The sequence below is a fragment of the Streptomyces sp. NPDC047117 genome, from assembly GCF_040643545.1.
Lineage (GTDB): Bacteria > Actinomycetota > Actinomycetes > Streptomycetales > Streptomycetaceae > Streptomyces.
The window spans coordinates 381,110-406,136 of the sequence record NZ_JBEYUN010000008.1 but is presented as its reverse complement, the minus strand read 5'-3'; the positions used below and the strand labels follow the sequence as shown (position 1 = coordinate 406,136).

Annotated in this window: 23 protein-coding genes; 16 read left to right on the top strand and 7 right to left on the bottom strand. The window is 70.1% G+C overall.

Annotated elements, in window-relative coordinates; all coding sequences use genetic code 11:
- Window positions 1-103: 103 nt before the first annotated feature.
- On the top strand, window positions 104-340 hold the full coding sequence (locus ABZ840_RS18580) for a hypothetical protein (protein WP_361560935.1): 237 nt from the start codon (window positions 104-106) through the stop codon (window positions 338-340).
- Window positions 341-404: 64 nt separating this feature from the next.
- On the opposite strand, the gene ABZ840_RS18575 is transcribed toward ABZ840_RS18580, so the two are convergent.
- Window positions 405-1,112: a methyltransferase domain-containing protein gene (locus ABZ840_RS18575; protein WP_361560864.1), complete on the bottom strand. Its 708-nt coding sequence runs from the start codon at window positions 1,110-1,112 to the stop codon at window positions 405-407.
- A gap of 86 nt (window positions 1,113-1,198) precedes the next feature.
- Window positions 1,199-1,798: a DUF3043 domain-containing protein gene (locus tag ABZ840_RS18570; protein WP_361560862.1), complete on the bottom strand. Its 600-nt coding sequence runs from the start codon at window positions 1,796-1,798 to the stop codon at window positions 1,199-1,201.
- A gap of 254 nt (window positions 1,799-2,052) precedes the next feature.
- Between ABZ840_RS18570 and ABZ840_RS18565 the strand changes: the two genes are divergently transcribed.
- The 5 genes from ABZ840_RS18565 to ABZ840_RS18545 all read left to right on the top strand — a co-directional run bounded on the left by ABZ840_RS18565 (window position 2,053) and on the right by ABZ840_RS18545 (window position 8,624).
- The gene (locus tag ABZ840_RS18565) at window positions 2,053-2,853 is read left to right on the top strand and encodes a PspA/IM30 family protein (protein WP_361560860.1); all 801 of its coding nucleotides are present in this window, start codon (window positions 2,053-2,055) and stop codon (window positions 2,851-2,853) included.
- Between the two features lie 54 nt (window positions 2,854-2,907).
- Window positions 2,908-3,186, top strand: a complete 279-nt coding sequence (locus ABZ840_RS18560) for a hypothetical protein (protein ID WP_361560858.1) — start codon at window positions 2,908-2,910, stop codon at window positions 3,184-3,186.
- Window positions 3,187-3,339: 153 nt separating this feature from the next.
- A complete protein-coding gene (locus tag ABZ840_RS18555) occupies window positions 3,340-4,629 on the top strand; it encodes a sensor histidine kinase (protein ID WP_361560856.1) in 1,290 nt (429 codons plus the stop codon).
- Window positions 4,626-5,303: a response regulator transcription factor gene (locus ABZ840_RS18550; protein ID WP_361560854.1), complete on the top strand. Its 678-nt coding sequence runs from the start codon at window positions 4,626-4,628 to the stop codon at window positions 5,301-5,303. The genes ABZ840_RS18555 and ABZ840_RS18550 overlap by 4 nt, the downstream gene beginning before the upstream one ends.
- Before the next feature lie 159 nt (window positions 5,304-5,462).
- The gene (locus ABZ840_RS18545; RefSeq protein ID WP_361560852.1) at window positions 5,463-8,624 is read left to right on the top strand and encodes an efflux RND transporter permease subunit; all 3,162 of its coding nucleotides are present in this window, start codon (window positions 5,463-5,465) and stop codon (window positions 8,622-8,624) included.
- A 58-nt stretch (window positions 8,625-8,682) separates the two neighbouring features.
- Here the strand turns inward: ABZ840_RS18545 and nadA are convergent, their stop codons facing one another.
- Complete coding sequence (nadA, locus tag ABZ840_RS18540; protein WP_361560850.1) at window positions 8,683-9,879, bottom strand: quinolinate synthase NadA; 1,197 nt, start codon at window positions 9,877-9,879, stop codon at window positions 8,683-8,685.
- A 310-nt stretch (window positions 9,880-10,189) separates the two neighbouring features.
- Here nadA and ABZ840_RS18535 point away from each other — a divergent pair, with 310 nt between their 5' ends.
- Window positions 10,190-10,543: an iron-sulfur cluster assembly accessory protein gene (locus ABZ840_RS18535; RefSeq protein ID WP_361560848.1), complete on the top strand. Its 354-nt coding sequence runs from the start codon at window positions 10,190-10,192 to the stop codon at window positions 10,541-10,543.
- Window positions 10,544-10,652: 109 nt separating this feature from the next.
- Here the strand turns inward: ABZ840_RS18535 and ABZ840_RS18530 are convergent, their stop codons facing one another.
- Entirely contained in the window at window positions 10,653-12,263 is a 1,611-nt protein-coding gene (locus ABZ840_RS18530; protein WP_361560847.1) for a hypothetical protein, read from the bottom strand.
- Between the two features lie 155 nt (window positions 12,264-12,418).
- Window positions 12,419-12,652: a hypothetical protein gene (locus ABZ840_RS18525; RefSeq protein WP_361560845.1), complete on the bottom strand. Its 234-nt coding sequence runs from the start codon at window positions 12,650-12,652 to the stop codon at window positions 12,419-12,421.
- A 141-nt stretch (window positions 12,653-12,793) separates the two neighbouring features.
- Between ABZ840_RS18525 and ABZ840_RS18520 the strand changes: the two genes are divergently transcribed.
- Window positions 12,794-13,768: a carbohydrate kinase family protein gene (locus tag ABZ840_RS18520; protein ID WP_361560843.1), complete on the top strand. Its 975-nt coding sequence runs from the start codon at window positions 12,794-12,796 to the stop codon at window positions 13,766-13,768.
- 13 nt (window positions 13,769-13,781) lie between these two features.
- On the opposite strand, the gene ABZ840_RS18515 is transcribed toward ABZ840_RS18520, so the two are convergent.
- A complete protein-coding gene (locus ABZ840_RS18515; RefSeq protein WP_361560841.1) occupies window positions 13,782-15,176 on the bottom strand; it encodes an aminotransferase class V-fold PLP-dependent enzyme in 1,395 nt (464 codons plus the stop codon).
- A 323-nt stretch (window positions 15,177-15,499) separates the two neighbouring features.
- Here ABZ840_RS18515 and coxB point away from each other — a divergent pair, with 323 nt between their 5' ends.
- The 4 genes from coxB to ABZ840_RS18495 all read left to right on the top strand — a co-directional run bounded on the left by coxB (window position 15,500) and on the right by ABZ840_RS18495 (window position 19,975).
- The gene (coxB, locus tag ABZ840_RS18510; protein ID WP_361560839.1) at window positions 15,500-16,462 is read left to right on the top strand and encodes a cytochrome c oxidase subunit II; all 963 of its coding nucleotides are present in this window, start codon (window positions 15,500-15,502) and stop codon (window positions 16,460-16,462) included.
- Complete coding sequence (ctaD, locus tag ABZ840_RS18505; protein WP_361560837.1) at window positions 16,459-18,192, top strand: cytochrome c oxidase subunit I; 1,734 nt, start codon at window positions 16,459-16,461, stop codon at window positions 18,190-18,192. The genes coxB and ctaD overlap by 4 nt, the downstream gene beginning before the upstream one ends.
- The gene (locus tag ABZ840_RS18500) at window positions 18,189-18,587 is read left to right on the top strand and encodes a cytochrome c oxidase subunit 4 (RefSeq protein WP_361560835.1); all 399 of its coding nucleotides are present in this window, start codon (window positions 18,189-18,191) and stop codon (window positions 18,585-18,587) included. Before ctaD ends, ABZ840_RS18500 begins: the two co-directional genes overlap by 4 nt.
- A gap of 113 nt (window positions 18,588-18,700) precedes the next feature.
- On the top strand, window positions 18,701-19,975 hold the full coding sequence (locus ABZ840_RS18495; RefSeq protein ID WP_361560833.1) for an Ig-like domain-containing protein: 1,275 nt from the start codon (window positions 18,701-18,703) through the stop codon (window positions 19,973-19,975).
- Between the two features lie 82 nt (window positions 19,976-20,057).
- On the opposite strand, the gene ABZ840_RS18490 is transcribed toward ABZ840_RS18495, so the two are convergent.
- Window positions 20,058-20,459, bottom strand: coding sequence for a hypothetical protein (locus ABZ840_RS18490; RefSeq protein ID WP_361560831.1), 402 nt, complete (start codon window positions 20,457-20,459; stop codon window positions 20,058-20,060).
- A 287-nt stretch (window positions 20,460-20,746) separates the two neighbouring features.
- Here ABZ840_RS18490 and ABZ840_RS18485 point away from each other — a divergent pair, with 287 nt between their 5' ends.
- The 4 genes from ABZ840_RS18485 (at window position 20,747) to ABZ840_RS18470 (ending at window position 24,958) form a co-directional block, all read left to right on the top strand.
- Complete coding sequence (locus ABZ840_RS18485; RefSeq protein ID WP_361560829.1) at window positions 20,747-21,367, top strand: heme-copper oxidase subunit III; 621 nt, start codon at window positions 20,747-20,749, stop codon at window positions 21,365-21,367.
- Window positions 21,368-21,453: 86 nt separating this feature from the next.
- The gene (locus ABZ840_RS18480; protein ID WP_361560827.1) at window positions 21,454-22,263 is read left to right on the top strand and encodes a c-type cytochrome; all 810 of its coding nucleotides are present in this window, start codon (window positions 21,454-21,456) and stop codon (window positions 22,261-22,263) included.
- Window positions 22,260-23,321: a Rieske 2Fe-2S domain-containing protein gene (locus tag ABZ840_RS18475; RefSeq protein ID WP_361560825.1), complete on the top strand. Its 1,062-nt coding sequence runs from the start codon at window positions 22,260-22,262 to the stop codon at window positions 23,319-23,321. The genes ABZ840_RS18480 and ABZ840_RS18475 overlap by 4 nt, the downstream gene beginning before the upstream one ends.
- A complete protein-coding gene (locus ABZ840_RS18470) occupies window positions 23,318-24,958 on the top strand; it encodes a cytochrome bc complex cytochrome b subunit (protein ID WP_361560823.1) in 1,641 nt (546 codons plus the stop codon). Before ABZ840_RS18475 ends, ABZ840_RS18470 begins: the two co-directional genes overlap by 4 nt.
- The last annotated feature ends 69 nt before the right edge of the window (window positions 24,959-25,027 follow it).

Below are 25,027 nucleotides of genomic sequence, written 5' to 3'. Positions count from 1 at the left end.
GATCAGTACCACAGGACATGACACCTGAGCGGCAGAACAGGGCATGACCACTGCACGGCACCAGCACGAGCAAACACGTACCCGGTGGGACCAGGAGGCGGACATGGCGTGGACGTGGCGGTTCGAGAAGGCCGACGGTACGGAGGCCGCTCCGGGGGAGAACCCCCCGGAGGACTTCTCCACGCAGGGGGACGCGGAGTCCTGGATCGGCGAGTATTTCAAGTCGCTCGTGGACTGCGGCGTCGACCAGGCGACCCTGTTCGAGGACGGGAAGAAGATCTACGGCCCGATGAGCCTGCACGCCGAGGACAGTGAGGGCGCGGAGGCCGCCGAGGCCTGAGCGCCCTGACGGCACGGACGAGGGGCGGCGGGCTTCCGGGCCCGCCGCCCCTCGTCGCCGTGTGTCAGCCGCGTACGCCGCAGACGTGCAGCAGGGCCGCCACCGCGCGGTACGGGTCGGTGCGCCCGGCGCGTTCCTCGGCGGCCAGCAGCCGGGTCAGCTCCTCGACGGGCGGCGGCACCGCGTCGTCGGCCGCGAGGTCGGTGAAGAGCCGTACGCCGTACCAGGCGTGCAGCGGGGCGCCGATGCCCGCGAGGGTGGTGGTGAGCGCCGCCAGCCGGTCGGCGCGCACGCTGAGGCCGAGCCGGTTCTTGTAGCGCGGCGAGTCGAAGGCCGACAGCGCCGTGTCCCAGTCGCCGGACATCCCGGAGCGCAGCGCCAGCGCGTCGGCGTTGCGCACCAGGACGGAGAGCAGGCCGCCGGGCGCCAGCACCCGGGCGAGCCCGGCCAGCATCGGGTCGGGCTCCTCGACGTACATCAGGACGCCGTGGCAGAGCACCACGTCGAAGGTGCCGGGCAGGAAGTGCACGCCGGTCTCCCGGCCGTCGCCCTCGATCAGCCGGACCCGCTCCTGGATGCCGGCCGGCTCGCCGGCCAGCGTGGCGCGGGCCGCGGCGAGCATCTTCGGGTCCGACTCCAGGCCGGTGACCTTGTGCCCGGCGCGGGCCAGGCGCAGCGCCTGGGTGCCCTGGCCGAGGCCGACGTCCAGGACGCGCAGCCGCTGGCCCACCGGGAACCGTGCGGAGATCTGCTCCTCCAGCTGCCGGGCCACCAGCTCCTGCCGGACGGTGTTCCGGATTCCCCCCAGCTCGTCGAGCCAGGGCTCGGCCCCTCCGGCAAAGCCGGAAGAACCGGTGCTCAGGGCCGTTCTCCCCGCTTGACCTGCGGCTTGGGCAGCCGCAGTCGACGCATCTGGAGGGTGCGCATCAGGGCGTAGGGCTTGACGCCCTTGAGGTTCTCGTTCGGGAACCGCTGCTTGAGGCGCTTGGTCAGGCCGGTCCACACGACGATCGAGTCCAGCACGATCAGCAGGATCACGACCAGCCACAGGATGAGCGCGATGCTCTGGATCTGCGGCACCCGGACCATGGTCAGCACGAGGATGATCACGGCCACCGGGAGGAAGAACTCCGCGACGCACCAGCGCGAGTCGACGTAGTCGCGCGCGAAACGGCGGACGGGTCCCTTGTCCCGTACGGGGAGGTACCGCTCGTCACCGTTGGCCAGCGCTTCGCGCTGCTTGGCCATGTCGGCGCGGCGTGCCTCCCGCTGGGCCTTGACGGCCTCCTTGCGGTTGGCCGGCGCCGACTGCGCGCGGGAACGGCGCTGGGACTGCGCCTGACTGCGCTTGGGCGTCGGGCGGCCCTTGGGGGCCTGCGGGTCGCGGGGCTGCTGGGGCTGGTCCGCGGTCACCTTGGAGGTCGCGGCCTGCTCTTCCTTCGAACGGCTTCGGAACACAGAACCCAAGGGTACGCGGTCGCCCTCCGTGAGCCAGAGCCCGAGGGGAACGATCCGGCAACGGCCGGGGCGGGTACACGTACTACGCCTACTCCCTGCGCCTGAGAAAAGGAGCTGCGTGATCGTCCTGCAGGAGGAGCACATCCGGGTCCAACCAGTGCGGTAATGGAACCGGGGCCCGTACTGTGGGGTCTGTAGATGTGCTGGAGCCGGAAGCCCGAAGTAACTCGGTGAGAAGGGGGCGCGCGAGGCCCATGAGCGACGGTGTCATGAAGCGGATGGGGATGATCTTCCGCGCGAAGGCCAACAAGGCCCTGGACCGGGCCGAGGATCCGCGCGAGACCCTCGACTACTCCTACCAGAAGCAGCTGGAGCTGCTCCAGAAGGTGCGGCGCGGCGTCGCGGACGTCGCGACGTCCCGCAAGCGCCTGGAGCTCCAGCTCAACCAGCTCCAGGGCCAGTCCTCCAAGCTGGAGGACCAGGGCCGCAAGGCGCTCGCGCTCGGCCGCGAGGACCTGGCCCGCGAGGCGCTCTCCCGCCGTCAGGCCCTGCAGCAGCAGGTCACCGACCTGGAGACGCAGCACCGGACGCTGCAGGGCGAGGAGGAGAAGCTCACCCTCGCGGCGCAGCGCCTCCAGGCCAAGGTGGACGCCTTCCGTACGAAGAAGGAGACCATCAAGGCCACCTACACCGCGGCCCAGGCGCAGACCCGGATCGGCGAAGCCGTCTCCGGCATCTCCGAGGAGATGGGCGACGTGGGCCTGGCCGTGCAGCGTGCCGAGGACCGCACCGCGCAGATGCAGGCCCGGGCCGGTGCGATCGACGAGCTGCTGGCGTCCGGCGCGCTGGACGACCCGACCGGCATGGCCAAGGACGACCTCACGGCCGAGCTGGACCGGATCTCCGGCGGCGGCGACGTCGAGCTGGAGCTGCAGCGCATGAAGGCCGAGCTGGCCGGGGGCTCCTCCGCGGGCCAGCAGGCCATCGAAGGGGGGCAGGGCGGCCAGGACCGGCAGGCCCCGCAGCAGGACCAGCCGCGCTTCGACAAGCAGTGACCGGCGGACGCGGATAGCCTCGTCGGGACGCCGGACCGGACCAGAGGAGACGTCATGATCGTACGGATCATGGGCGAGGGGCAGGTAAAGGTCGAGGACAGCCACTTCGTCGAGCTGAACAAGCTGGACGACGAGCTGCTCGACGAAATGGAGAGCGGCGATCAGGACGGCTTCCGGCGGACCCTGGGCGCGCTGCTCGACGCGGTGCGCCGGCTGGGCGAGCCGCTGCCCGACGACTCCCTGGAGCCCTCGGAGCTGATCCTCCCCGCCCCCGACGCCACCCTCGACGAGGTCCGCCAGATGCTCAGCGACGACGGCCTCATCCCGGGCTGACCCGGCCCGGCCCCGGCGATCCGGCCCCGTCCCGTACGGGACCGCGACCGCCCGGCTTCTTCCAGCAGGGCAGCGCCCCGGACACCGTTCCCGCCGCCCGCCGACACCCTCGGCGGGCAGCGGCCGGTGACCGGGGCGCTACCGTTTCTCCTCGTGACTCCCCTCGCCACCGGACAGGGCACGCGGCCCGGGCCCGCGCTGCTCGCCCGGCTCCGCGCCCACCCCGTCGCGCTCGACGCGGTCCTGGCGGCGGCCGTGCTCGCGGTGATCCTGACCGGCGCCGCCGCCGGCCCGCACGGCCGGTACGGGCCGCGCTTCGGCGACCGGCCGCTGGAGGCGTCCACGGTCCTCCTCGCCACGCTGGCCTGCGGCGCGCTGGTGCTGCGCCGCCGGTACCCGCGCACCGTCCTCGCCTTCACGGGCGCCATGACGCTGGCAGAGCTGGTGACCTCCACCAGCGAGCCGCGCGGCCCGGTAGCCGCCGCCTCGGTCATCGCGGTCTTCACCGTCGCCGCCCGCACCGACCGCCCCACCACCTGGCGGATCGGCGCGCTCACCGTGCTGGTGCTCACCGCCGCCGCCATGCTCACCAGCACCCGCCCCTGGTACGCCCAGGAGAACCTGGCGATCTTCGCGTGGACCGGCATGGCGGCCGCGGCCGGCGACGCGGTCCGCAGCCGCCGCGCCTTCGTCGACGCGATCAGGGAGCGCGCCGAGCGGGCCGAACGCACCCGCGAGGAGGAGGCCGGGCGCCGGGTCGCCGAGGAGCGCATGCGCATCGCGCGCGAGCTGCACGACGTCGTCGCGCACCACATCGCGCTGGTCAACGTGCAGGCCGGGGTCGCCTCGCACGTCATGGACAGCCGCCCCGACCAGGCCAAGCAGGCCCTCGCCCACGTCCGTGAGGCGTCCCGCTCGGCGCTGGAGGAGCTGCGCGCCACGGTCGGCCTGCTGCGCCAGTCCGACGACCCGCAGGCCCCCACCGAACCGGCCCCAGGGCTCGGCGTCCTCGACCAGCTGATCGACGGGTTCGTACGCGCCGGGCTCCCCGTCGAACTGGAGCTACCGCCCGGCAGCCCGGAGGGCCTGCCCGCCTCCGTGGACCTGACCGCGTACCGCATCGTCCAGGAGGCGCTGACCAACGTGCACAAGCACGCGGGGGAGGGCGCACGCGCCACGGTGCGCATCGTCCGCTCGGCCGAGGCGCTGACGCTGACGGTGCTGGACGACGGCGGCGGCGGACCCGCCCGGCCCCGGCCGCGCCCCGGTGAACAGCAGGAGCCCGCGGACCGTACGGACGGCGGCGGGCACGGCCTGATCGGGATGCGGGAGCGGGTCGCGGCGCTGCGCGGCTCGGTGGAGACCGGGCCGCGCCCGGCCGGTGGATTCAAGGTACGGGTACGGCTGCCGCTGCAGTCCGCACGCACGGGGGAGACGACATGACGATCAAGGTGCTGCTCGCGGACGACCAGGCGCTGCTGCGCAGCGCGTTCAAGGTGCTGGTGGACTCCGAGCCCGGGATGCGGGTGGTGGCCGAGGCGTCGGACGGCGCCGAGGCGTACGAGCTGAGCCGGGCCACGGCGCCCGACGTGGTCCTGATGGACATCCGGATGCCCGGCGTGGACGGGCTGGCCGCCACCCGCATGATCAGCGAGGACCCGGAGCTGGCCGGGGTGCGCGTGGTGATCCTGACGACCTTCGAGGTCGACGACTACGTGGTGCAGGCGCTCCGGGCGGGCGCCAGCGGCTTCCTCGGCAAGGGCGCCGAGCCGGACGAGCTGCTCAGCGCCATCCGGGTCGCGGCGGCCGGGGAGGCGCTGCTGTCCCCGGTGGCCACGAAAGGGCTGATCGCCCGGTTCCTCGCCCAGGGCGACGGCGAGGACGGCGCGGCGGGGCCGGACACCGAGCGGCTGGCGACGCTGACCGGCCGGGAGCGCGAGGTGCTGGTGCTGGTCGCGGGCGGGCTGTCCAACGACGAGATCGCCGAGCGGCTGTCCGTCAGCCCGCTGACCGTCAAGACGCACGTGAACCGCGCGATGGCCAAGCTGGGCGCCCGCGACCGGGCCCAGCTGGTGGTCATTGCGTACCAAACCGGACTCGTCCGCCCGCGGGTGTAGCAGCGGGTGGAGCGGGGCGTACTGCGGACGCGGTACGCCCCGGCCCCGGAAATGGACCTGGGTGCTAGGGAAACAGCGCCGCGCGTGCCGGATGGTGTAAGCGGGCCCGCCATGGGCCGTTGCCGGAAGCGTTCAGAACAAAAGAGAGAGACCCCACCCATGTTCAGGCTGTCCCGACTCAGCCTCGCACAACGGGGCCTGATAGCACTGATGTCGATCGTCGCGATCGTCTTCGGGGCCATCGCGATCCCACAGCTGAAGCAGCAGTTGCTGCCCTCCATCGAGCTGCCCATGGTGTCCGTCGTGGCGCCGTACCAGGGCGCCTCGCCCGACGTCGTCGAGAAGCAGGTCGTCGAACCGCTGGAGGACGGCATCCAGGCGGTCGACGGCATCACGGGCGTGACCTCGACGGCCAGTGAGGGCTCGGCCGTGGTCATGGCCGAGTTCGACTACGGCAACGACTCCAAGACGCTGGTCGCCGACGTCCAGCAGGCCGTCAACCGGGCCCGTGCCACGCTGCCCGACGACGTCGACCCGCAGGTCGTGGCCGGCGGCACCGACGACCTGCCGACCGCCGTGCTGGCCGTCGCCTCCTCCGGGCAGGACCAGCAGGCCCTCGCCGACCGCCTGGACCGCAGCGTCGTCCCGGCCCTGAAGGACATCGACGGCGTCGGCCAGGTCAGCGTCAACGGCGTCCGCGACCGCGTCGTCGCGGTCACCCCCGACGACGCGAAGCTCGCCAAGGCCGGGCTCACCCCGGCGGCGCTCGGCCAGGCCCTGGAGGCGGGCGGCGCCTCCGTACCGGCCGGCTCCTTCGCCGAGGACGGCAAGAGCCGCACCGTTCAGGTCGGCAGCGGCTGGACCTCGCTCCAGCAGATCAAGGACCTCACCGTCTCCCCGGCGGCGGCCGGTGCCGCGGCGGGCAAGGCCGGGGCCGGCGCGCCCGTACGGGTCGGCGACATCGCCACCGTGAAGCAGGAGTCGGCCACCCCGACCTCGCTCACCCGCACCAACGGAAAGCCCAGCCTCGCGGTCCAGATCACCATGGACCAGGACGGCAGCGCCGTCGCCATCTCCGACGCGGTCAAGGACAAGCTCCCGCAGATCCGCGCGGACCTCGGCAAGGACGCGGACGTCACGGTCGTCTCCGACCAGGGCCCGCAGGTCTCCAAGTCCATCGAGTCCCTCACCACCGAGGGCCTGCTCGGCCTGGTCATGGCCGTGATCGTGATCCTGGTCTTCCTGCTCAGCCTGCGCTCGACGCTGGTGACCGCGGTGTCCATCCCGCTGTCCGTCGTCATCACGCTGATCGTGCTGTGGACCCGCGACCTGTCGCTGAACATGCTGACCCTGGGCGCGCTGACCATCGCCATCGGCCGGGTCGTGGACGACTCCATCGTCGTCCTGGAGAACATCAAGCGGCACCTGGGCTACGGCGAGGAGCGCAAGCACGCCATCCTCACCGGCGTCCGCGAGGTGTCCGGCGCGATCACCTCCTCCACCCTCACCACCGTCGCGGTCTTCCTGCCGATCGGCGTGGTCGGCGGCATGGTGGGCGCCCTCTTCGGCGACTTCTCGATCACCGTCACCGTGGCCCTGCTGGCCTCGCTGCTGGTCTCCCTCACCGTCGTACCGGTCCTCTCGTACTGGTTCCTGCGCGCCCCGAAGGCCGTCGAGGGCGGCGACCCGGAGGCGCTGCGCAAGGCCGCCGAGGAGAAGGAGAGCCGCAGCGCCCTGCAGCGGCTGTACGTACCGGTGCTGCGCTTCGCGACCCGGCGCCGGGCCACCAGCCTCGTCATCGCCGCGGCCATCCTCATCGGCACCTTCGGCATGGGCCCGCTGCTGAAGACCAACTTCTTCGACCAGGGCAAGCAGGACACCCTCTCCCTCCAGCAGGAGTTGGAGCCCGGCACCAGCCTCGGCGCCGCCGACAAGCAGGCGAAGCGGGTCGAGAAGCTGCTCGCGGACACCGACGGCGTGCAGGACTACCAGGTCACCGTCGGCTCGTCGGGCATGATGGCGGCCTTCGGCGGCGGCGCCCATGCCAACCAGGCGTCGTACCAGGTCAAGCTGGCGAACGCCGACGACTCCGACCGGGTCGTCGCGGACATCCGGGACGGGCTGAAGAAGCTCGGCAAGGACATCGGCGACACCACCGTCTCGGCCGGCCAGGCCTTCGGCAACCAGGACCTGAGCGTGGTCGTGAAGGCCGCCGACGGGGACGTGCTGAAGGACGCGGCCGAGCAGGTACGGAAGAAGGTCGCCGGCCTGGACGACGTCACCGACGTCACCAGCGACCTGGCGCAGAGCGTGCCCCGGATCTCCGTCACCGCGAACGACAAGGCCGCGGCCGCCGGTTACACCCAGGCCACCCTCGGCCAGGCCGTCGCCCAGGCGGTGCGCGGCACCACCAGCGGCAAGGCGCTGCTGGACGACGCGGAGCGGGACGTCGTGGTGAAGTCGGCGCACCCGGCCACCACCGAGGCGCAGCTGAAGAAGCTGACGCTGCCCGGCCCGTCGGGCATGGTGCGGCTCGGCGACATCGCCGAGGTGAAGACGGTGGCGGGTCCGGTGCAGATGACCCGCATCGACGGCGCCCGGTCCGCCACCATCACGGCCAAGCCGACCGGTGACAACACCGGCGCGGTCACCACGCAGCTGACGTCCGAGCTGAAGGACCTGGACCTGCCCAAGGGCGCGACCGCCGAGATCGGCGGCGTCTCGGCCGACCAGGACGAGGCGTTCTCCTCGCTCGCCCTGGCCATGCTGGCGGCCATCGCGATCGTCTTCATGCTGCTGGTGGCGACCTTCCGGTCGCTGATCCAGCCGCTGATCCTGCTGGTGTCGATCCCGTTCGCGGCGACCGGCGCGATCGGCCTGCTGGTCGCCACGGGCACCCCGCTGGGCGTCCCGGCGATGATCGGCATGCTGATGCTCATCGGCATCGTCGTCACCAACGCGATCGTGCTGATCGACCTGATCAACCAGTACCGGGCACAGGGGTACGGCGTGGTCGAGGCGGTCGTCGAGGGCGGCCGCCACCGGCTGCGGCCCATCCTGATGACGGCCCTCGCCACGATCATGGCCCTGCTGCCGATGGCCCTCTCGGTCACCGGTGACGGCGGGTTCATCTCCCAGCCGCTGGCGGTCGTCGTGATCGGCGGCCTGATCACCTCCACCCTGCTGACTCTGCTGCTCGTCCCGACGCTCTACGCGATCATCGAGCTCCGCAAGGAGAAGCGAGCCGCGAAGAAGGCCGCGAAGCGGGCCGACTCCGCCGCACCGGAGGAGGACCGTACGCCGGAGCCCGCCGGCGTCTGATCCGCACAGCACGTGGGGCCCGTACCGAAGTCCGGTACGGGCCCCACGTGTGTGACGGCTACGGGAGCGCCAACATCCGCTCAAGGGCGAGCTTGGCGAAGTCCTCCGTCTCCTTGTCCACCTCGATCCGGTTGACGACCTTGCCGTCGGCCAGGGACTCCAGGGCCCAGACCAGGTGCGGGAGGTCGATGCGGTTCATCGTGGAGCAGAAGCAGACCGTCTTGTCGAGGAAGACGATCTCCTTGTCCTCGGCAGCGAAACGATTGGCCAGGCGGCGGACCAGGTTCAGCTCGGTGCCGATGGCCCACTTCGACCCGGCGGGTGCCGCCTCCAGGGTCTTGATGATGAGCTCCGTGGAGCCCACGTAGTCGGCCGCGGCCACGACCTCGTGCTTGCACTCCGGGTGCACCAGCACGTTCACGTCCGGAATGCGCGCCCGGACGTCCTCGACCGACTCCAGCGAGAAGCGGCCGTGCACCGAGCAGTGCCCGCGCCACAGGATCATCTTCGCGGCGCGCAGCTGCTCGGCGGTGAGGCCGCCGTTCGGCTTGTGCGGGTTGTAGACCACGCAGTCGTCCAGTGTCATGCCCATGTCGCGCACCGCGGTGTTGCGGCCCAGGTGCTGGTCGGGCAGGAAGAGCACCTTCTCACCCTGCTCGAAGGCCCACTCCAGGGCCCGCTTCGCGTTGGACGACGTGCAGATCGTGCCGCCGTGCTTGCCGGTGAAGGCCTTGATGTCCGCCGAGGAGTTCATGTACGAGACGGGCACGACCTGCTCGGCGACGCCGGCGTCGGTCAGCACGTCCCAGCACTCCGCGACCTGCTCGGCGGTGGCCATGTCGGCCATCGAGCAGCCGGCGGCCAGGTCGGGCAGGACGACCTTCTGGTCGTCGGTGGTCAGGATGTCGGCGGACTCGGCCATGAAGTGCACGCCGCAGAAGACGATGTACTCGGCGTCCGGCCGCGCGGCCGCGTCCCGCGCCAGCTTGAAGGAGTCGCCGGTGACGTCCGCGAACTGGATGACCTCGTCGCGCTGGTAGTGGTGGCCGAGCACGAAGACCTTGTCCCCGAGCTTCTCCTTGGCCGCGCGGGCCCGCTCCACGAGGTCGGGGTCGGAGGGCGCGGGCAGGTCGCCCGGGCACTCCACGCCCCGCTCGCTCTTCGGGTCGGCCTCCCGGCCGAGAAGGAGCAGCGCGAGCGGCGTGGGCTGCACGTCGAGGTCCTGACGGGACTGGGCGGTGGTCACGACACGCACCCTCTCTTCGTAATCGATCAGTGCGGCAGGGCCGCTCCAGTGGAGCCGGTGCTTGGCACCGGGTTACTTCTCGTCGAAATGACGCTATCTATCATAGCCGCTTCACGTCAGTTTGACGATGGGCATTGTGTCGATGTGACGCATCACCCGGTCGGCCGTACCCCGTCAGTCGCTGACCTTCGCGGCGGTGTGTGCGAGCATGAAGAGGGGCGGAAAATTCCCCAGAACTTCGAGCCCGCCCGGAATGAATCCGGGGCCCCGTCGGTTACTGCCGAGGGCAAGGGGTCCGTACAACCCGGGAGAGATGTAGATGAGCGTTCAGGACGAGACCACCGTCAGCGACGGCATCATCCTGTCCGACGCAGCCGCGTCGAAGGTCAAGACCCTGCTGGAGCAGGAAGGCCGGGACGACCTCGCGCTGCGGGTGGCCGTTCAGCCCGGTGGCTGCTCCGGCCTGCGCTACCAGCTCTTCTTCGACGAGCGCTCGCTCGACGGCGACGTCGTGAAGGACTTCGGCGGCGTGAAGGTCGTCACCGACCGGATGAGCGCCCCGTACCTGGGTGGTGCCTCCATCGACTTCGTCGACACCATCGAGAAGCAGGGCTTCACGATCGACAACCCCAACGCCACCGGCTCCTGCGCCTGCGGCGACTCCTTCAGCTGAGCCGGCCGGCTCCGGCACACGGAGACATACGACGAAGGCGGCGTTCCCCGCGGGGAACGCCGCCTTCGTCATGGCCGCCCTCGGACCTCCGGCTCGCGGCGGCCCGCCGTCACTTCTGCGGCACCGTCTCACCGCTGGAGGCGTCGATGACCTCCCGGCCGTCCAGCGGGGAGTCCAGCGTCACCGTCTTGCTGAACTGCTTGGCGATCTTCACGCAGACCCCGCCCGGCTTCTTCTCCTTGCCGGTGACCTGCGCGGTCACGGCCGTGCCCGACTGATCGGCGCTGGCCGAGTAGTTGCTGCACACGCCGCCCCAGAAGCGCAGCGTCAGCTTCTTGCCGTCCTTGGAGACCGCGTACGACTCCAGGCTCTGCGCACCCTTCTGGCCCTCCTTGCCGCCCTGCGGCGGCTGCGCGGGCCGCTGGGTGGCGGCGTCACCGGCGTTCCGGTCCACCACGAACTTCGGGTCGACCGCCGGGTGCGCGACCGTCGTGCCGGCGTCCTTGCCGCCGGGCGAGCCGGGCTGCCGCACCTCGTACATCCACGACGGCACGAGCGCCTGGCTGCCGTTCACGAACTGCACCGACAGGCCGAACCGGGCGCCGGTCACCTCGGCGGGCGAGGGCTTCCCGGGCGCCGGCTCGCACGGCGCGACACCCTTGTCGCCCTTGCCGTCGGCCTTCTCGTCCTTCTCGCCCTTGTTCGGCAGCGGCGTCGCGCACTTCTCCTTGCCCTTGCCCTCGGCGGAGCCGGCCCCGCCGTTCAGATGGTCGAGCGTCTTCCCCGCGCTCAGCACCGGGTAGGTGTCGCCCTTGACCGGCCGCGCGAGCTGGCCGCTGCCGCCCACGACCCGGCCGTCCGAGCCGACCTGGAGGTCGCTCTGCCAGCCGTACGTGGGCAGGCCGCCGAACGTCGGGTTCGCGGAGACGATCCGCACCGCGCCGGACAGCCCGCCGGCGTCCAGCTTCGCGTCCTGCTGCCCCAGCGCCGCGAGCACCGGCTGCACCGCCTGCTTCGCCTCGTTCTGCGACACGGCGCCCTTGCCGCTGCCGTCGTCCTCCGTGCTGGCCTCCCGGCCGCGGTACGAGGGGCAGCCGGGCCCGTCGGAGGAGTGGCCGGTCTTCGCGTCCGCCGCCTCGCCCTTGGGTGCGGCGGGCAGCGCGCAGTTGACCCCGCCCGGGGTGCCGTACTGCGCGAACGTCCACGAGCCGGTGCCGGCCTTGGCGACCTGGAGCACGGGCCCGCGGGAGTCCTTGTCCTGGCCGCCGACCTTCCAGGTGCCGCCCTCGGAGCGGATCCGGCCCGAGACGTCCAGCGCCTTGGCCAGTTTGGCCACCGCGGCCTTGCCGACCGGGCCCTGCGGACGGTACACGGGTGCGTCGGCCGGGCCGTCCGGCAGCTCGCCGACCGCGCGGTACCCCGCGCCCTGCGGGTTCGGCTCACCCGGCGCGATGCCGCTGTTGCCGCTGTTCCCGCTGTGCGACTGGCCGTAGCCCTCCAGGGCCAGGGGCGGCGGATCGGCCGCCGCGCCGGCGCTGCCCTCGCCGTCCTGGCCGGAAGCGCCCGATGCCCAGTACGCCGCGCCACCGCCGGCCAACAGCACGGCGGCGGCCATCGAGGCGACCACCAGCGGGCTGCGCCCGCGCCGCCCCGGGGTGGTGGGGGTGTCGGTGGAATTCTTCCCGCTGCCGGTGGCAGGGGGAGTGTCCTCGGTGCTCACCGCATCGCTCCTTCGGCTCCGCTGAACAACTGATGCGCCATCCTCCGTGAGGGGGACGCCGATTGGACGGAGCCGGGCCGCGGACGGTTCCGCCCGCGGCCCGAACGGGCCGCTGAAGGCCCGTGGAAGAGCGGTGGAGGAGTGGCTCGCCGTACTCAGTCGCCGTACTCGGACATCCCGTCCAGCAGTTTCGCAGAGGTGGCGGGCACCGTGATCCCCCGGAGCTCGGCGACCGGACGCGGCGGCGCGGCGAAATGGCCGTCGACCCGCCAGTGCGGCGCCATGCGGGCGCAGTCGCCGAGCAGTTGCTCCATCGAGTCGTGCGCGGCCCCGTCCGGGTGACGGCCGGTGGAGCGATCTGTTGTGACAGGCTTCACATGTGGGGTCATATGCGCACCGTACGCACCCTTCACACCGCGAAAGAAGACCTACTATCGGGTAGTTTCGCCAGGTCGGAAGGGTCGTCCCGAACGGGTAGCGTTGGGTCACGTCCGTCACCGCCCCACGCCTCCCCGCAGGAGCGAATCGCCGTGCGTATCGCAGTCACCGGCTCCATCGCCACCGACCATCTGATGACCTTCCCCGGACGCTTCGCCGACCAGCTGGTCGCCGACCAGCTCCACACGGTCTCCCTCTCCTTCCTCGTCGACCAGCTCGACGTGCGGCGCGGTGGCGTCGCCGCGAACATCTGCTTCGGCATGGGCCAGCTCGGCACCGCGCCGATCCTGGTCGGCGCCGCCGGCAACGACTTCAGCGAGTACCGCGCCTGGCTGGACCGGCACGGCGTCGACACCGCCTCCGTACGGATCTCCGAGGTGCTGCACACCGCCCGCTTCGTGTGCACCACCGACGCCGACCACAACCAGATCGGCTCCTTCTACACCGGCGCGATGAGCGAGGCCCGGCTGATCGAGCTCCAGCACGTCGCCGAGCGCGTGGGCGGCCTGGACCTCGTCCTGATCGGCGCGGACGACCCCGAGGCGATGATCCGGCACACCGAGGAGTGCCGTACCCGCTCGATCCCCTTCGCCGCCGACTTCTCCCAGCAGATCGCGCGGATGGACGGCGACGACATCCGCACCCTCATGGACGGCGCGGCCTACCTCTTCTCCAACGAGTACGAGAAGGGCCTCATCGAGTCCAAGACCGGCTGGACCGCCGAGGAGATCCTCGGCAAGGTCGGCACCCGTGTCACCACCCTCGGTGCCAGCGGGGTCCGTATCGAGCGCGAGGGCGAGCCGGCCATCGAGGTCGGCGTCCCCGAGGAGAAGGCCAAGGCCGACCCGACCGGCGTCGGCGACGCCTTCCGCGCCGGCTTCCTCTCCGGCCTGGCCTGGGGCGTCTCCCTGGAGCGCGCCGCGCAGGTCGGCTGCATGCTGGCCACCCTCGTCATCGAGACGGTCGGCACCCAGGAGTACGAGCTGCGCCGCAGCCACTTCCTGGACCGCTTCACCAAGGCGTACGGCCACGAGGCCGCCGCCGAGATCCAGCAGTACCTGGACTGAGCCCCGGCACGGACTAGACGCGGCGCCGCACCACGTACGCGGCGCCGCGCTCCGGGGACTCGGCGGCTTCCCCCAGGTACTCCTGGCCCTGCGTCCAGCACCACGCGGGGATGTCCAGCGCCGCCACCTCGTCGTCGGACAGCACGGTCACCGTCGTGCCGACGGCCACTCCGGCGACCGCCTTCGCCAGCTCGATCACCGGCACCGGGCAGCGCGCGCCGAGCGCGTCCACGACCACGTCGCCGGAGACGCCCTCCGGGGCCCGCGCGGGCCGCGCGGCGGGCGCGCCCAGCTGCTCCCGCACCCCGGCCACCGCCTCCGGCAGCACTGCCAGGAAGCGATCCACCTCGGCTTCGTCGGTCCCGGCCGGCAGCGACACCCGTACGTTGCCCTCGGAGAGCACGCCCATCGCCTTCAGGACGTGGCTGGGCGTCAGCGTGCTGGAGGTGCAGGAGGAGCCGGAGGAGACGGAGAAGCCCGCCCGGTCCAGCGCGTGCAGCAGCGTCTCGCCGTCGACGTAGAGGCAGGAGAAGGTCACCAGGTGCGGCAGCCGCCGTACCGGATCGCCGACCACCGCCACGTCCGGCACCAGCTCCGGCACCCGGGAGCGGATCCGGTCCACCAGGCCGCGCAGCCGCGCCGCCTCGGTCAGTGCCTCCCCGCGCACGGCACGCAGCGAAGCGGCCGCCGCCACCACCGCCGGGATGTTCTCGAAGCCGGGCGCCCGGCCCGACTCGCGCTCGTCCGCCGGGCCCCGGTGCGCGAAGCGGGTGCCCTTACGGACCGCCAGCAGGCCGACCCCGGCCGGGCCGCCCCACTTGTGCGCGCTGCCCGCCAGCAGCGACCAGGGGCCCTCCACCGCCCCCCAGGCGAGCGACTGGGCGGCGTCCACCAGCAGTGGCACGCCTGCCGCGCGGCACGCCTCGGCCGCCTCGGCCACCGGCTGTTCGGTGCCGACCTCGTGGTTGGCGGACTGCAGGACGGCCAGCGCGGTGTCCGGGGTGAGCGCCGCGGCGAACTCCTCGGCGGCCACCCGGCCCGTACGGTCGCAGCCCACCACGGCCACGGTGCCGCCGGCCGCCTCGTGCGTCTCCGCCGCGTGCAGTACGGAGGAGTGCTCGACGGCGGAGTGGACCAGCCGGGTGCCGACACGCCGACGGCCGGCCAGCACGCCCGCCACACCCGTGTGCACGGACCGGGTGCCGGACGGGGTGAAGACCAGCTCGTCGGGGCGGCAGCCGACCGCCTCCGCCGCGGCCTCGCGCGCGGCGTCCAGCAGCAGCCGGGCGCGCCGCCCCTCCCGGTACAGCCGGGCCGGGTCGGCCCACCCCTCGTCGAGCGCGGCGAGGAGCGCCTCGCGGGCGACCGGGTGCAGGGGAGCGGAGGACGCGGCATCGAAGTAGGACACGTCGAAACGCTAACGCGTTCGGGCGGTGACTCCTCCGGTGCGCCCGGCCGGGCCGGGGAGTGCCGGGCCGGCCCGGCGGCGCGGCGTCAGATGCCGGGCAGAAGCGGGGAATCCGGTTGTTCCGGGGGGCCAGTGAGGGGGCCGGGCCACCCCTTCGGGGGGTGACGCGCCGCGTTGGGCACCCTCCCCGCGCGACGCCAAATAGCGTCCAGTAGGGTTTGGTCCGCATAAACATCCAAACCCCTGCCCGTGACAGGGCCGGCGACCGACCAGCTGAGACGGCCGCAGCCGGTCCGCGGGCGAGACTCTCGGGAAGGCGCTACGTGAGTCCCAACGGCTCCGACCGCTCGTCGCGGCGCCCGATGCGGCGGAAGCTGCCGCAGGTGCTGGCTGCGGGCCTGGTCCTGCTGACCGCGACCGGTTGCACATACAAGGACTTCCCCCGCCTCGGCATGCCAACGCCCGTCACCGACGAGGCGCCGCGGATCCTCTCCCTTTGGCAGGGCTCCTGGGCCGCCGCCCTCGCAACGGGCGTGCTGGTGTGGGGCCTGATCATCTGGAGCTGGATCTTCCACCGCCGCAGCCGGACCAAGGTGGAGGTCCCCGCACAGACCCGGTACAACATGCCGATCGAGGCGTTGTACACCATCGTCCCGTTCATCATCATCGCGGTGCTCTTCTACTTCACCGCGCGTGATGAGAACGAACTCCTCAAGACTTCCAAGAAGCCGGACCACGTCGTGAACGTGGTGGGCTTCCAGTGGAGCTGGGCGTTCAACTACGTCGAGAACGTGGACGGCAACAAGTCGACCACGAACATCGACTCCAAGGAACTCTCCGCGATCCCGGACAAGTGGAAGAAGTCGGCGCCCCAGGGTGCCGAGGGCGTCTACGACCAGGGCACGCCGGGCGAGCGGAACCCGCAGAACGGCAACCCCGGCCCCACGCTGTGGCTGCCGAAGGGTGAGACCGTCCAGTTCATCCTGACCTCGCGTGATGTCATCCACTCCTTCTGGGTGGTGCCGTTCCTGATGAAGCAGGACGTCATCCCGGGTCACACCAATGTCTTCGAGGTGACTCCGAACAAGGAGGGCACCTTCATGGGCAAGTGCGCCGAGCTCTGCGGCGTTGACCACTCCCGGATGCTCTTCAACGTCAAGGTCGTGTCTCCCGAGCGGTACCAGGAGCACCTGAAGGACCTGGCGAAGAAGGGCCAGAACGGTTACCTGCCGGCCGGTATCGAGCAGACCGACCACGCCAGGAACGCGGAGACGAAGAACAAGTGAGCATCCTCAACGAACCTCAGGGTGCCGCCGCCGCATCGGCCTCGGCAGCACCACCCGTACGCAGGAAGCAACCCGGCAACGTCGTGGTGAAGTGGCTGACGACCACCGACCACAAGACGATCGGCACGCTCTATCTGGTGACGTCGTTCGCCTTCTTCTGCATCGGCGGCCTGATGGCGCTCTTCATGCGCGCCGAACTGGCCCGTCCCGGCACGCAGATCATGTCGAACGAGCAGTTCAACCAGGCGTTCACGATGCACGGCACGATCATGCTGCTGATGTTCGCGACGCCGCTGTTCTCCGGGTTCGCGAACTGGATCATGCCGCTGCAGATCGGCGCGCCCGACGTGGCGTTCCCGCGGCTGAACATGTTCGCGTACTGGCTGTACCTCTTCGGCTCGCTGATCGCGGTGGCCGGCTTCCTCACCCCGCAGGGTGCGGCCGACTTCGGCTGGTTCGCCTACTCCCCGCTGTCGGACGCGGTCCGCTCGCCGGGTGTCGGCGCCGACATGTGGATCATGGGTCTGGCCTTCTCCGGCTTCGGCACGATCCTCGGCTCGGTCAACTTCATCACCACGATCATCTGCATGCGTGCCCCCGGCATGACGATGTTCCGGATGCCGATCTTCACCTGGAACGTCCTGCTGACCGGTGTGCTGGTCCTGCTGGCCTTCCCGGTGCTGGCCGCCGCGCTGTTCGCCCTGGAGGCGGACCGTAAGTTTGGGGCGCATGTATTCGATGCGGCCAATGGCGGCGCATTGCTCTGGCAGCACCTCTTCTGGTTCTTCGGACACCCAGAGGTGTACATCATCGCGCTGCCGTTCTTCGGCATCATTTCCGAGGTCATTCCGGTCTTCTCGCGGAAGCCGATGTTCGGTTACATCGGTCTGATCGCGGCGACGATTTCGATCGCGGGCCTTTCGGTGACCGTGTGGGCGCACCACATGTACGTCACCGGCGGAGTACTCCTGCCGTTCTTCTCCTTCATGACGTTCCTCATCGCGGTTCCGACCGGTGTGAAGTTCTTCAACTGGATCGGCACGATGTGGAAGGGCTCGCTGTCCTTCGAGACACCGATGCTCTGGGCGGTCGGCTTCCTGATCACCTTCACCTTCGGTGGTCTGACCGGCGTCATCCTGGCCTCGCCGCCGCTGGACTTCCACATCTCCGACTCGTACTTCGTCGTGGCGCACTTCCACTACGTCGTCTTCGGTACGGTCGTCTTCGCGATGTTCGCCGGCTTCCACTTCTGGTGGCCGAAGTTCACCGGCAAGATGCTGGACGAGCGGCTCGGCAAGATCACGTTCTGGACGCTGTTCATCGGCTTCCACGGCACCTTCCTGGTCCAGCACTGGCTGGGCGCCGAGGGCATGCCGCGTCGTTACGCCGACTACCTGGCGGCCGACGGCTTCACCGCCCTGAACACGATCTCGACGATCAGCTCCTTCCTGCTGGGCCTGTCGATACTGCCGTTCATGTACAACGTGTGGAAGACGGCCAAGTACGGCAAGAAGATCGAGGTCGACGACCCGTGGGGCTACGGCCGCTCGCTGGAGTGGGCGACCTCCTGCCCGCCGCCGCGGCACAACTTCCTCACGCTGCCGCGCATCCGCTCGGAATCCCCGGCGTTCGACCTGCACCACCCTGAGATCGCCGCTCTCGACGCGCTCGAGAACGACGAGCAGAAGGACTCGGCGCTCATGGGCGGCAAGAAGGAGGCCGGCAAGTGAAGATCCAGGGCAAGATGTTCATCTGGCTCTCCGTCTTCGTCCTCGCCATGGCGATCGTCTACGGCGTCTGGTCGAAGGAGCCGGCGGGCACCACCGCGCTGTTCCTGGCGTTCGGTCTCTGCATCATGATCGGCTACTACCTGGCCTTCACGGCCCGGCGAGTGGACGCGGGTGCGCAGGACCGCAAGGACGCGGACGTCGCGGACGACGCCGGCGAGGTGGGCTTCTTCAGCCCGCACAGCTGGCAGCCGCTCTCGCTGGGCATCGGCGGAGCGTTCGCCTTCATGGGCGTCGTCTTCGGCTGGTGGCTGCTGTACTTCTCCGCTCCGATCATCCTCGTCGGCCTGTTCGGCTGGGTGTTCGAGTACTACCGGGGCGAGAACCGCACGCAGTAAGCGCGGTTCCGCACCGACGGGCCGGGCCCGGCCACTCCACGGAGTGGCCGGGCCCGACCCATTTGGCCTCCTCCAACGCGCCGTACGGGGGAGGTTTTTCCTATTTTGTTGCTATGAGCCACATGCCACGATCCCGGACGGTGCTCAGCTCCGCCCTCCTGCTGCTGCCTCTGGCGGCGGGGGTCACCGGGTGCGGCGGGGCGTCGTCGGATCCGCTCGCCGCCCAGCCCTACGACGCGGCCGGCCAGATCGCGGCCAACGCCCCGGCGGGCGAGCAGAAGGCCGATCCGGACAAGCCACTGGAAGTGACCACCAAGGGCGACGAGGCGAGGATCACCGATGTCACCGCCACGGACGCCGCCGGCCGCTACATCCGCGGCCGCCTGACCGCCGACGGCACCCGCTGGCGCAGCACCGTGCCGCTCGCCGCCGGCACCCGCTACACCGTGCGGGTGAGCACCGAGGACAGCGACGGCAAGCCGGGCCGCAAGGTCCTGCACACGGAGACCGAGGGCAACGGCGACCGGCGGCTGCGGGTGACCTTCGGGCCCGACAGCGGCACGTACGGCGTCGGGCAGCCGCTCACCGCCGAGCTCAGCCGGCCGGTGCACGGCAAGCGCGCCAGGGCGCTCGTGGAAGGCGCCCTGAAGGTCGACAGCAGCCCGCGCGTGCTGGGTTCCTGGCACTGGGCGGACGACAAGACCCTGCACTACCGCCCGCGTTCGTACTGGCCCGCGCACGCCACCGTCGAGGCGTACAGCAACCTCCAGGGTCTGAAGATCGCCAAGGGGCTGTACGGCGGGCCGGGCAAGCCCGTGAAGCTCCGTACGGGCGACCGGGTCGAGGCGCTCACGGACGCCACTGCCCACCGGATGACCGTCCGGCGCAACGGCAAGGTGATCAAGACCCTGCCCGTCACCACCGGCAAGCCCGGCTTCGACACCCGCAACGGCATCAAGGTCGTGCTGGGCAAGGAGGCCTTCGTCCGGATGAACAGCAACACCGTGGGCATCGCGCGCGGCAGTTCGGAGTCCTACAACCTGCCGGTCCACTGGGCCACCCGCGTGACGTGGAGCGGCGAGTACGTGCACGCGGCCCCCTGGTCCGTGGGGTCGCAGGGCGCGGCCAACGTCAGCCACGGCTGCACCGGCATGTCCACCGCCGACGCCCGCTGGTTCTTCGAGCACGTACGGGTCGGCGACCTCGTCGAGGTGGTCCACAGCAAGGGCGACGCCATGACCCCGTTCGACAACGGGTTCGGCGACTGGAACATGCCCTGGGACAAGTGGCGCGCCGGCAGCGCCCTCGGCGGCGGTATGAGCGGCGCGGACAGCGGCGAGAAGGCCGCGGGCCCCGCCGACGCGGCCAGACTGCGCCCGCAGGTCTGAGAAGCCCGCAGAAAGGCACACAGCGCCCCGTCCGGGCTTGTCCGCCCGGACGGGGCGCCGTACGTCGTGCGGCCGGTGTCGCTCAGGCCTCCGCGAGCAGCCGGCGGCGCAGCAGCCCCGCCAGTGCGTCGGCGAACGCCACCGGGTCGATCGGATGGGTCACCGCGGCGTCGGCCCGGCTCCAGGTGGCCAGCCAGGAGTCCTGGGGGCGGCCGATCAGCAGCAGCACCGGCGGGCAGTGGAAGATCTCGTCCTTGATCTGCCGGCACACGCCCATGCCGCCGGCCGGCGCGGTCTCGCCGTCCAGGACACAGGCGTCGATGCCGCCCTGTTCCAGGGCCGCGAGGACGGCCGGGAGTGTCGCGCACTCCACAATCTCCACCTGCGGCACATCGGCGGCGGGGCGCCGGCCGGCCGCGAGGCGTACCTGCTCGCGGGTGCCCGAGTCGTCGCTGTAGACCAGCACCGTGGCAGTCGCCTGCATCGTTCCTCCACGCTTTTGGGGGAGCACCGTTCACGGGAGCACCTCGGGGGCCGGTCCCGTTCAGCGGATGCTACTGCCCGGAAGGCCCCGCGCAGGAGGGTCCGTACCGGACGAAGATCTGCCCGACGACCCGTCAGGACTGGTCGGAGCGGGGGCGTCAGGGGGGTGCGGAAGGTGTGCTTCCCCCCTTCGGGGGACCCCGCCACTGGACCGTACGGGCAGGGCACACCCCCTTGACACACCGAACGGCACCCCCCGGAGTGAGCGCAAGATAAGCGACCGACATAATGTCGGTCGTGGCGACAGCAACAGCAGTAGAAACCGGGCACGCGCACCCGTCGGTCAATCGGCCGAACCTCACCAGCGTCGGAACCATCATCTGGCTGAGTTCCGAGCTGATGTTCTTCGCGGCCCTCTTCGCGATGTACTTCACCCTCCGATCGGTGACCGGAGCCGAGTATTGGAAGGAATCCGCCGATGCGCTGAATCTTCCGTTCTCCGCGACGAACACCACGATCCTGGTGCTCAGCTCTCTGACGTGCCAGCTCGGTGTTTTTGCGGCCGAGCGTGGCGACGTCAAGAAGCTCCGGGCCTGGTTCGTGATCACCTTCGTCATGGGTGCGATCTTCATCGGCGGTCAGGTCTACGAGTACACGGAGCTGGTCAAGCACGAGGGGCTCTCGCTCTCGTCCGGCCCGTACGGCTCGGTGTTCTACCTGACCACCGGCTTCCACGGACTGCACGTGACAGGCGGTCTGATCGCCTTCCTGCTGGTCCTGGGCAGGACGTACGCGGCCAAGAGGTTCACCCACGAACAGGCCACCGCGGCCATCGTCGTGTCCTACTACTGGCACTTCGTCGATGTCGTCTGGATCGGCCTCTTCGCCACGATCTACCTGATCAAGTAGGCAGTCCGGTCCCCGACCGGACCCGCAGTTCAGACAGACACAGTCCAGAAGCATCGACGCAGAAGATCCTGACACCGGGGTAATCCGTGAAAAAGCTCTCCGCACGACGGCGCCATCCGCTGGCGGCGCTCGTCGTCCTACTCTTCGCGCTGGCGGTCACTGGGGGGCTGTACGCCGCGTTCGCGCCGGCGGACAAGGCTCAGGCCGATGACACCGCCCAGTCTCTTGCCATCAAGGAGGGCAAGAAGCTCTTCGCCGTCGGCTGCGCCAGCTGCCACGGCACCGGCGGTCAGGGCACCTCCGACGGCCCGAGCCTGGTCGGCGTGGGCGCTGCCGCCGTCGACTTCCAGGTGGCCACCGGCCGCATGCCGGCGCAGCAGCCGGGCGCCCAGGTACCGCGGAAGAAGAACATCTACAGCCAGGCCGAGATCGACCAGCTGGCGGCGTACGTCGCGTCGCTCGGCGCCGGTCCGTCCGTGCCGGAAAAGAAGGACTACAGCGCCGACGGCGCCGACATCGGCAAGGGCGGTGAGCTCTTCCGTACGAACTGTGCCCAGTGCCACAACTTCACCGGTAAGGGCGGCGCCCTGACCAACGGCAAGTTCGCACCGGCGCTGGACGGGGTCGACCCGAAGCACATCTACGAGGCCATGGAGACCGGCCCGCAGAACATGCCTTCGTTCGGCGACGGCAGCCTCTCCAAGGCCAACAAGAAGGACATCGTCGCGTACCTCGGTGAGGTCAACGGCGACAAGACCGCGAGCCCCGGCGGCATGGACCTCGGCGGTCTCGGCCCGGTCAGCGAGGGCCTCTTCGGTTACATCTTCGGCCTGGGCGCGCTGGTCGCGGTCGCCATCTGGGTCGCAGCCCGGACAGCGAAGGCCAAGAAGTCATGAGTGAGACTGGACGACACGCAGACGTGCCAGAAGAAAACCTGCCCAGTGAGCGCGACGGTGCTCACGGTGACGTGGCGACGAAGAGCAACCCCTTCGCCGACCCGGGCCTGCCCCCCCACGAGCACCGCATCCAGGACATCGACGAGCGGGCGGCCAAGCGCTCCGAGCGTGCCGTGGCACTGCTCTTCGTGGTGTCCATGCTCGCGACGATCGGCTTCATCGCCTCGTACGTGATCTTCCCGATCGACAAGATCATCTACGTCTGGCCGCTCGGCCACATCAGCGCGCTGAACTTCGCGCTGGGCCTGACGCTCGGCGTGGCGCTGTTCTGCATCGGCGCCGGCGCGGTCCACTGGGCCCGCACGCTGATGTCCGACGTGGAGGTCGCCCAGGAGCGGCACCCGATCGAGGCCGAGCCCGAGGTCAAGGCCAAGGTCATGGCCGACTTCCGGGAAGGCGCCGCGGAGTCCGGCATGGGCCGCCGCAAGCTGATCCGCAACACCATGTTCGGTGCGCTGGCCCTGGTGCCGCTCTCCGGTGTGGTGCTGCTGCGCGACCTCGGTCCGCTGCCGGAGAAGAAGCTCCGCACCACGGGCTGGAAGAAGGGCATCCGCCTGGTCAACCAGTCCACCAACCTCCCGCTGCGTCCCGAGGACATCGCGGTCGGCTCGCTCACCTTCGCCAAGCCCGAGGGCCTGGAGGAGGACGACCACGAGTTCAACCAGAAGATTGCCAAGGACGCCCTGATGCTCGTGCGGATCCAGCCGCAGAACATCAAGGACAAGCAGGAACTTGAGTGGTCGCACGAGGGCATCGTGGCGTACTCGAAGATCTGCACCCACGTCGGTTGCCCGATCTCCCTGTACGAGCAGCAGACGCACCACGTGCTCTGCCCCTGCCACCAGTCCACCTTCGACCTTTCCGACGGTGGCCGCGTGATCTTCGGCCCGGCGGGCCACGCCCTGCCGCAGCTGCACATCACGGTGAAGGACGGCTACCTCGAAGCCGTCAGCGACTTCGCGGAGCCCGTCGGCCCGAGCTTCTGGGAGCGCGGATGAGTAACGAAACGAGCGCGACCAACGCGCGTCGCGGCCAGGCGCCGCGGGGTGAGCGGATCGCCGACTGGGCGGACGGCCGGCTGGGCATCTACAGCCTCGCCAAGTCCAACATGCGGAAGATCTTCCCGGACCACTGGTCCTTCATGCTGGGCGAGATCTGCCTCTACAGCTTCATCATCATCATCCTGACCGGCGTCTACCTGACGCTGTTCTTCCACCCGAGCATGGCCGAGGTCGTCTACCACGGCTCCTACGTGCCCATGCACGGCATCCGGATGACGCAGGCCTTCGAGTCGACGCTGGACATCAGCTTCGACGTCCGCGGCGGTCTGCTGATCCGGCAGATCCACCACTGGGCCGCGCTGGTGTTCGTCGCCGGCATGATGGTCCACATGATGCGGGTGTTCTTCACCGGCGCCTTCCGCAAGCCGCGCGAGGTCAACTGGCTGTTCGGCTTCCTGCTGCTGGTGCTCGGCATGTTCACCGGCTTCACCGGCTACTCGCTCCCGGACGACCTGCTGTCCGGTACCGGTGTCCGGTTCATCGAGGGTGTCATCCTGGCGATGCCGCTGGTCGGCTCGTACCTGCAGATGTTCATCTTCGGCGGGGAGTTCCCCGGCCACGACATCATTCCGCGGTTCTTCTCGGTGCACGTGCTGCTGCTGCCGGGCATCATGCTCGGCCTGCTGGTGGCGCACCTGATCCTGGTCTTCTACCACAAGCACACCCAGTTCCCGGGTGCCGGCAAGACGGAGAAGAACGTCGTCGGCATGCCGCTGCTGCCGGTCTACATGGCCAAGGCCGGAGGCTTCTTCTTCCTGGTCTTCGGTGTGATCTCGGTGATCGCCGCGATCGCGAGCATCAACCCGGTGTGGGCCATCGGCCCGTACCGCCCGGACCAGGTGTCCACCGGCGCCCAGCCCGACTGGTACATGGGCTTCGCCGAGGGTCTGGTCCGTGTCATGCCCGGCTGGGAGTGGGACATCGCCGGTCACTACACCGTCAACTTCGGTGTGCTGATCCCGATCATCATCTTCCCGCTGGTCCTGGCGGCCATCGCGGTCTACCCGTTCATCGAGTCCTGGGTCACCGGCGACAAGCGTGAGCACCACCTGCTGGACCGTCCGCGCAACGCCCCGACCCGCACCGGCTTCGGTGTGGCCTGGCTGATCGCGTACTTCGTCATGCTGATCGGTGGCGGTAACGACCTGTGGGCCACGCACTTCCACCTGTCGATCAACTCGATCACCTGGTTCGTCCGGATCGCGTTCTTCGTCGGGCCGGTGCTCGGCTTCATCGCGACCAAGCGGATCTGCATGGGCCTGCAGCGGCGCGACCGCGACAAGGTGCTGCACGGACGCGAGTCCGGCATCATCAAGCGTCTGCCGCACGGTGAGTTCATCGAGGTGCACGAGCCGCTCGGCCAGGAGCAGCTGCACGCCCTCACCTCGCACGAGCAGCCCAAGCCGCTCGAGCTCGGCCCCGAGGTCGACGAGAACGGTGTCAAGCGCAAGATCCCGCGCTCGCAGAAGCTGCGCGCCAAGCTCTCCAAGAGCTACTACGGCGAGGACAACGTCATTCCGAAGCCGACGGTGGAGGAGTACGAGGAGATCACCAGCGGCCACGGCCACCACTGATCTCCGCGGGGGAGCGGTGCCCGCACCGTGACCCCGAGCACGTAGCAGAGAACGCCACCCAGAGGGCCC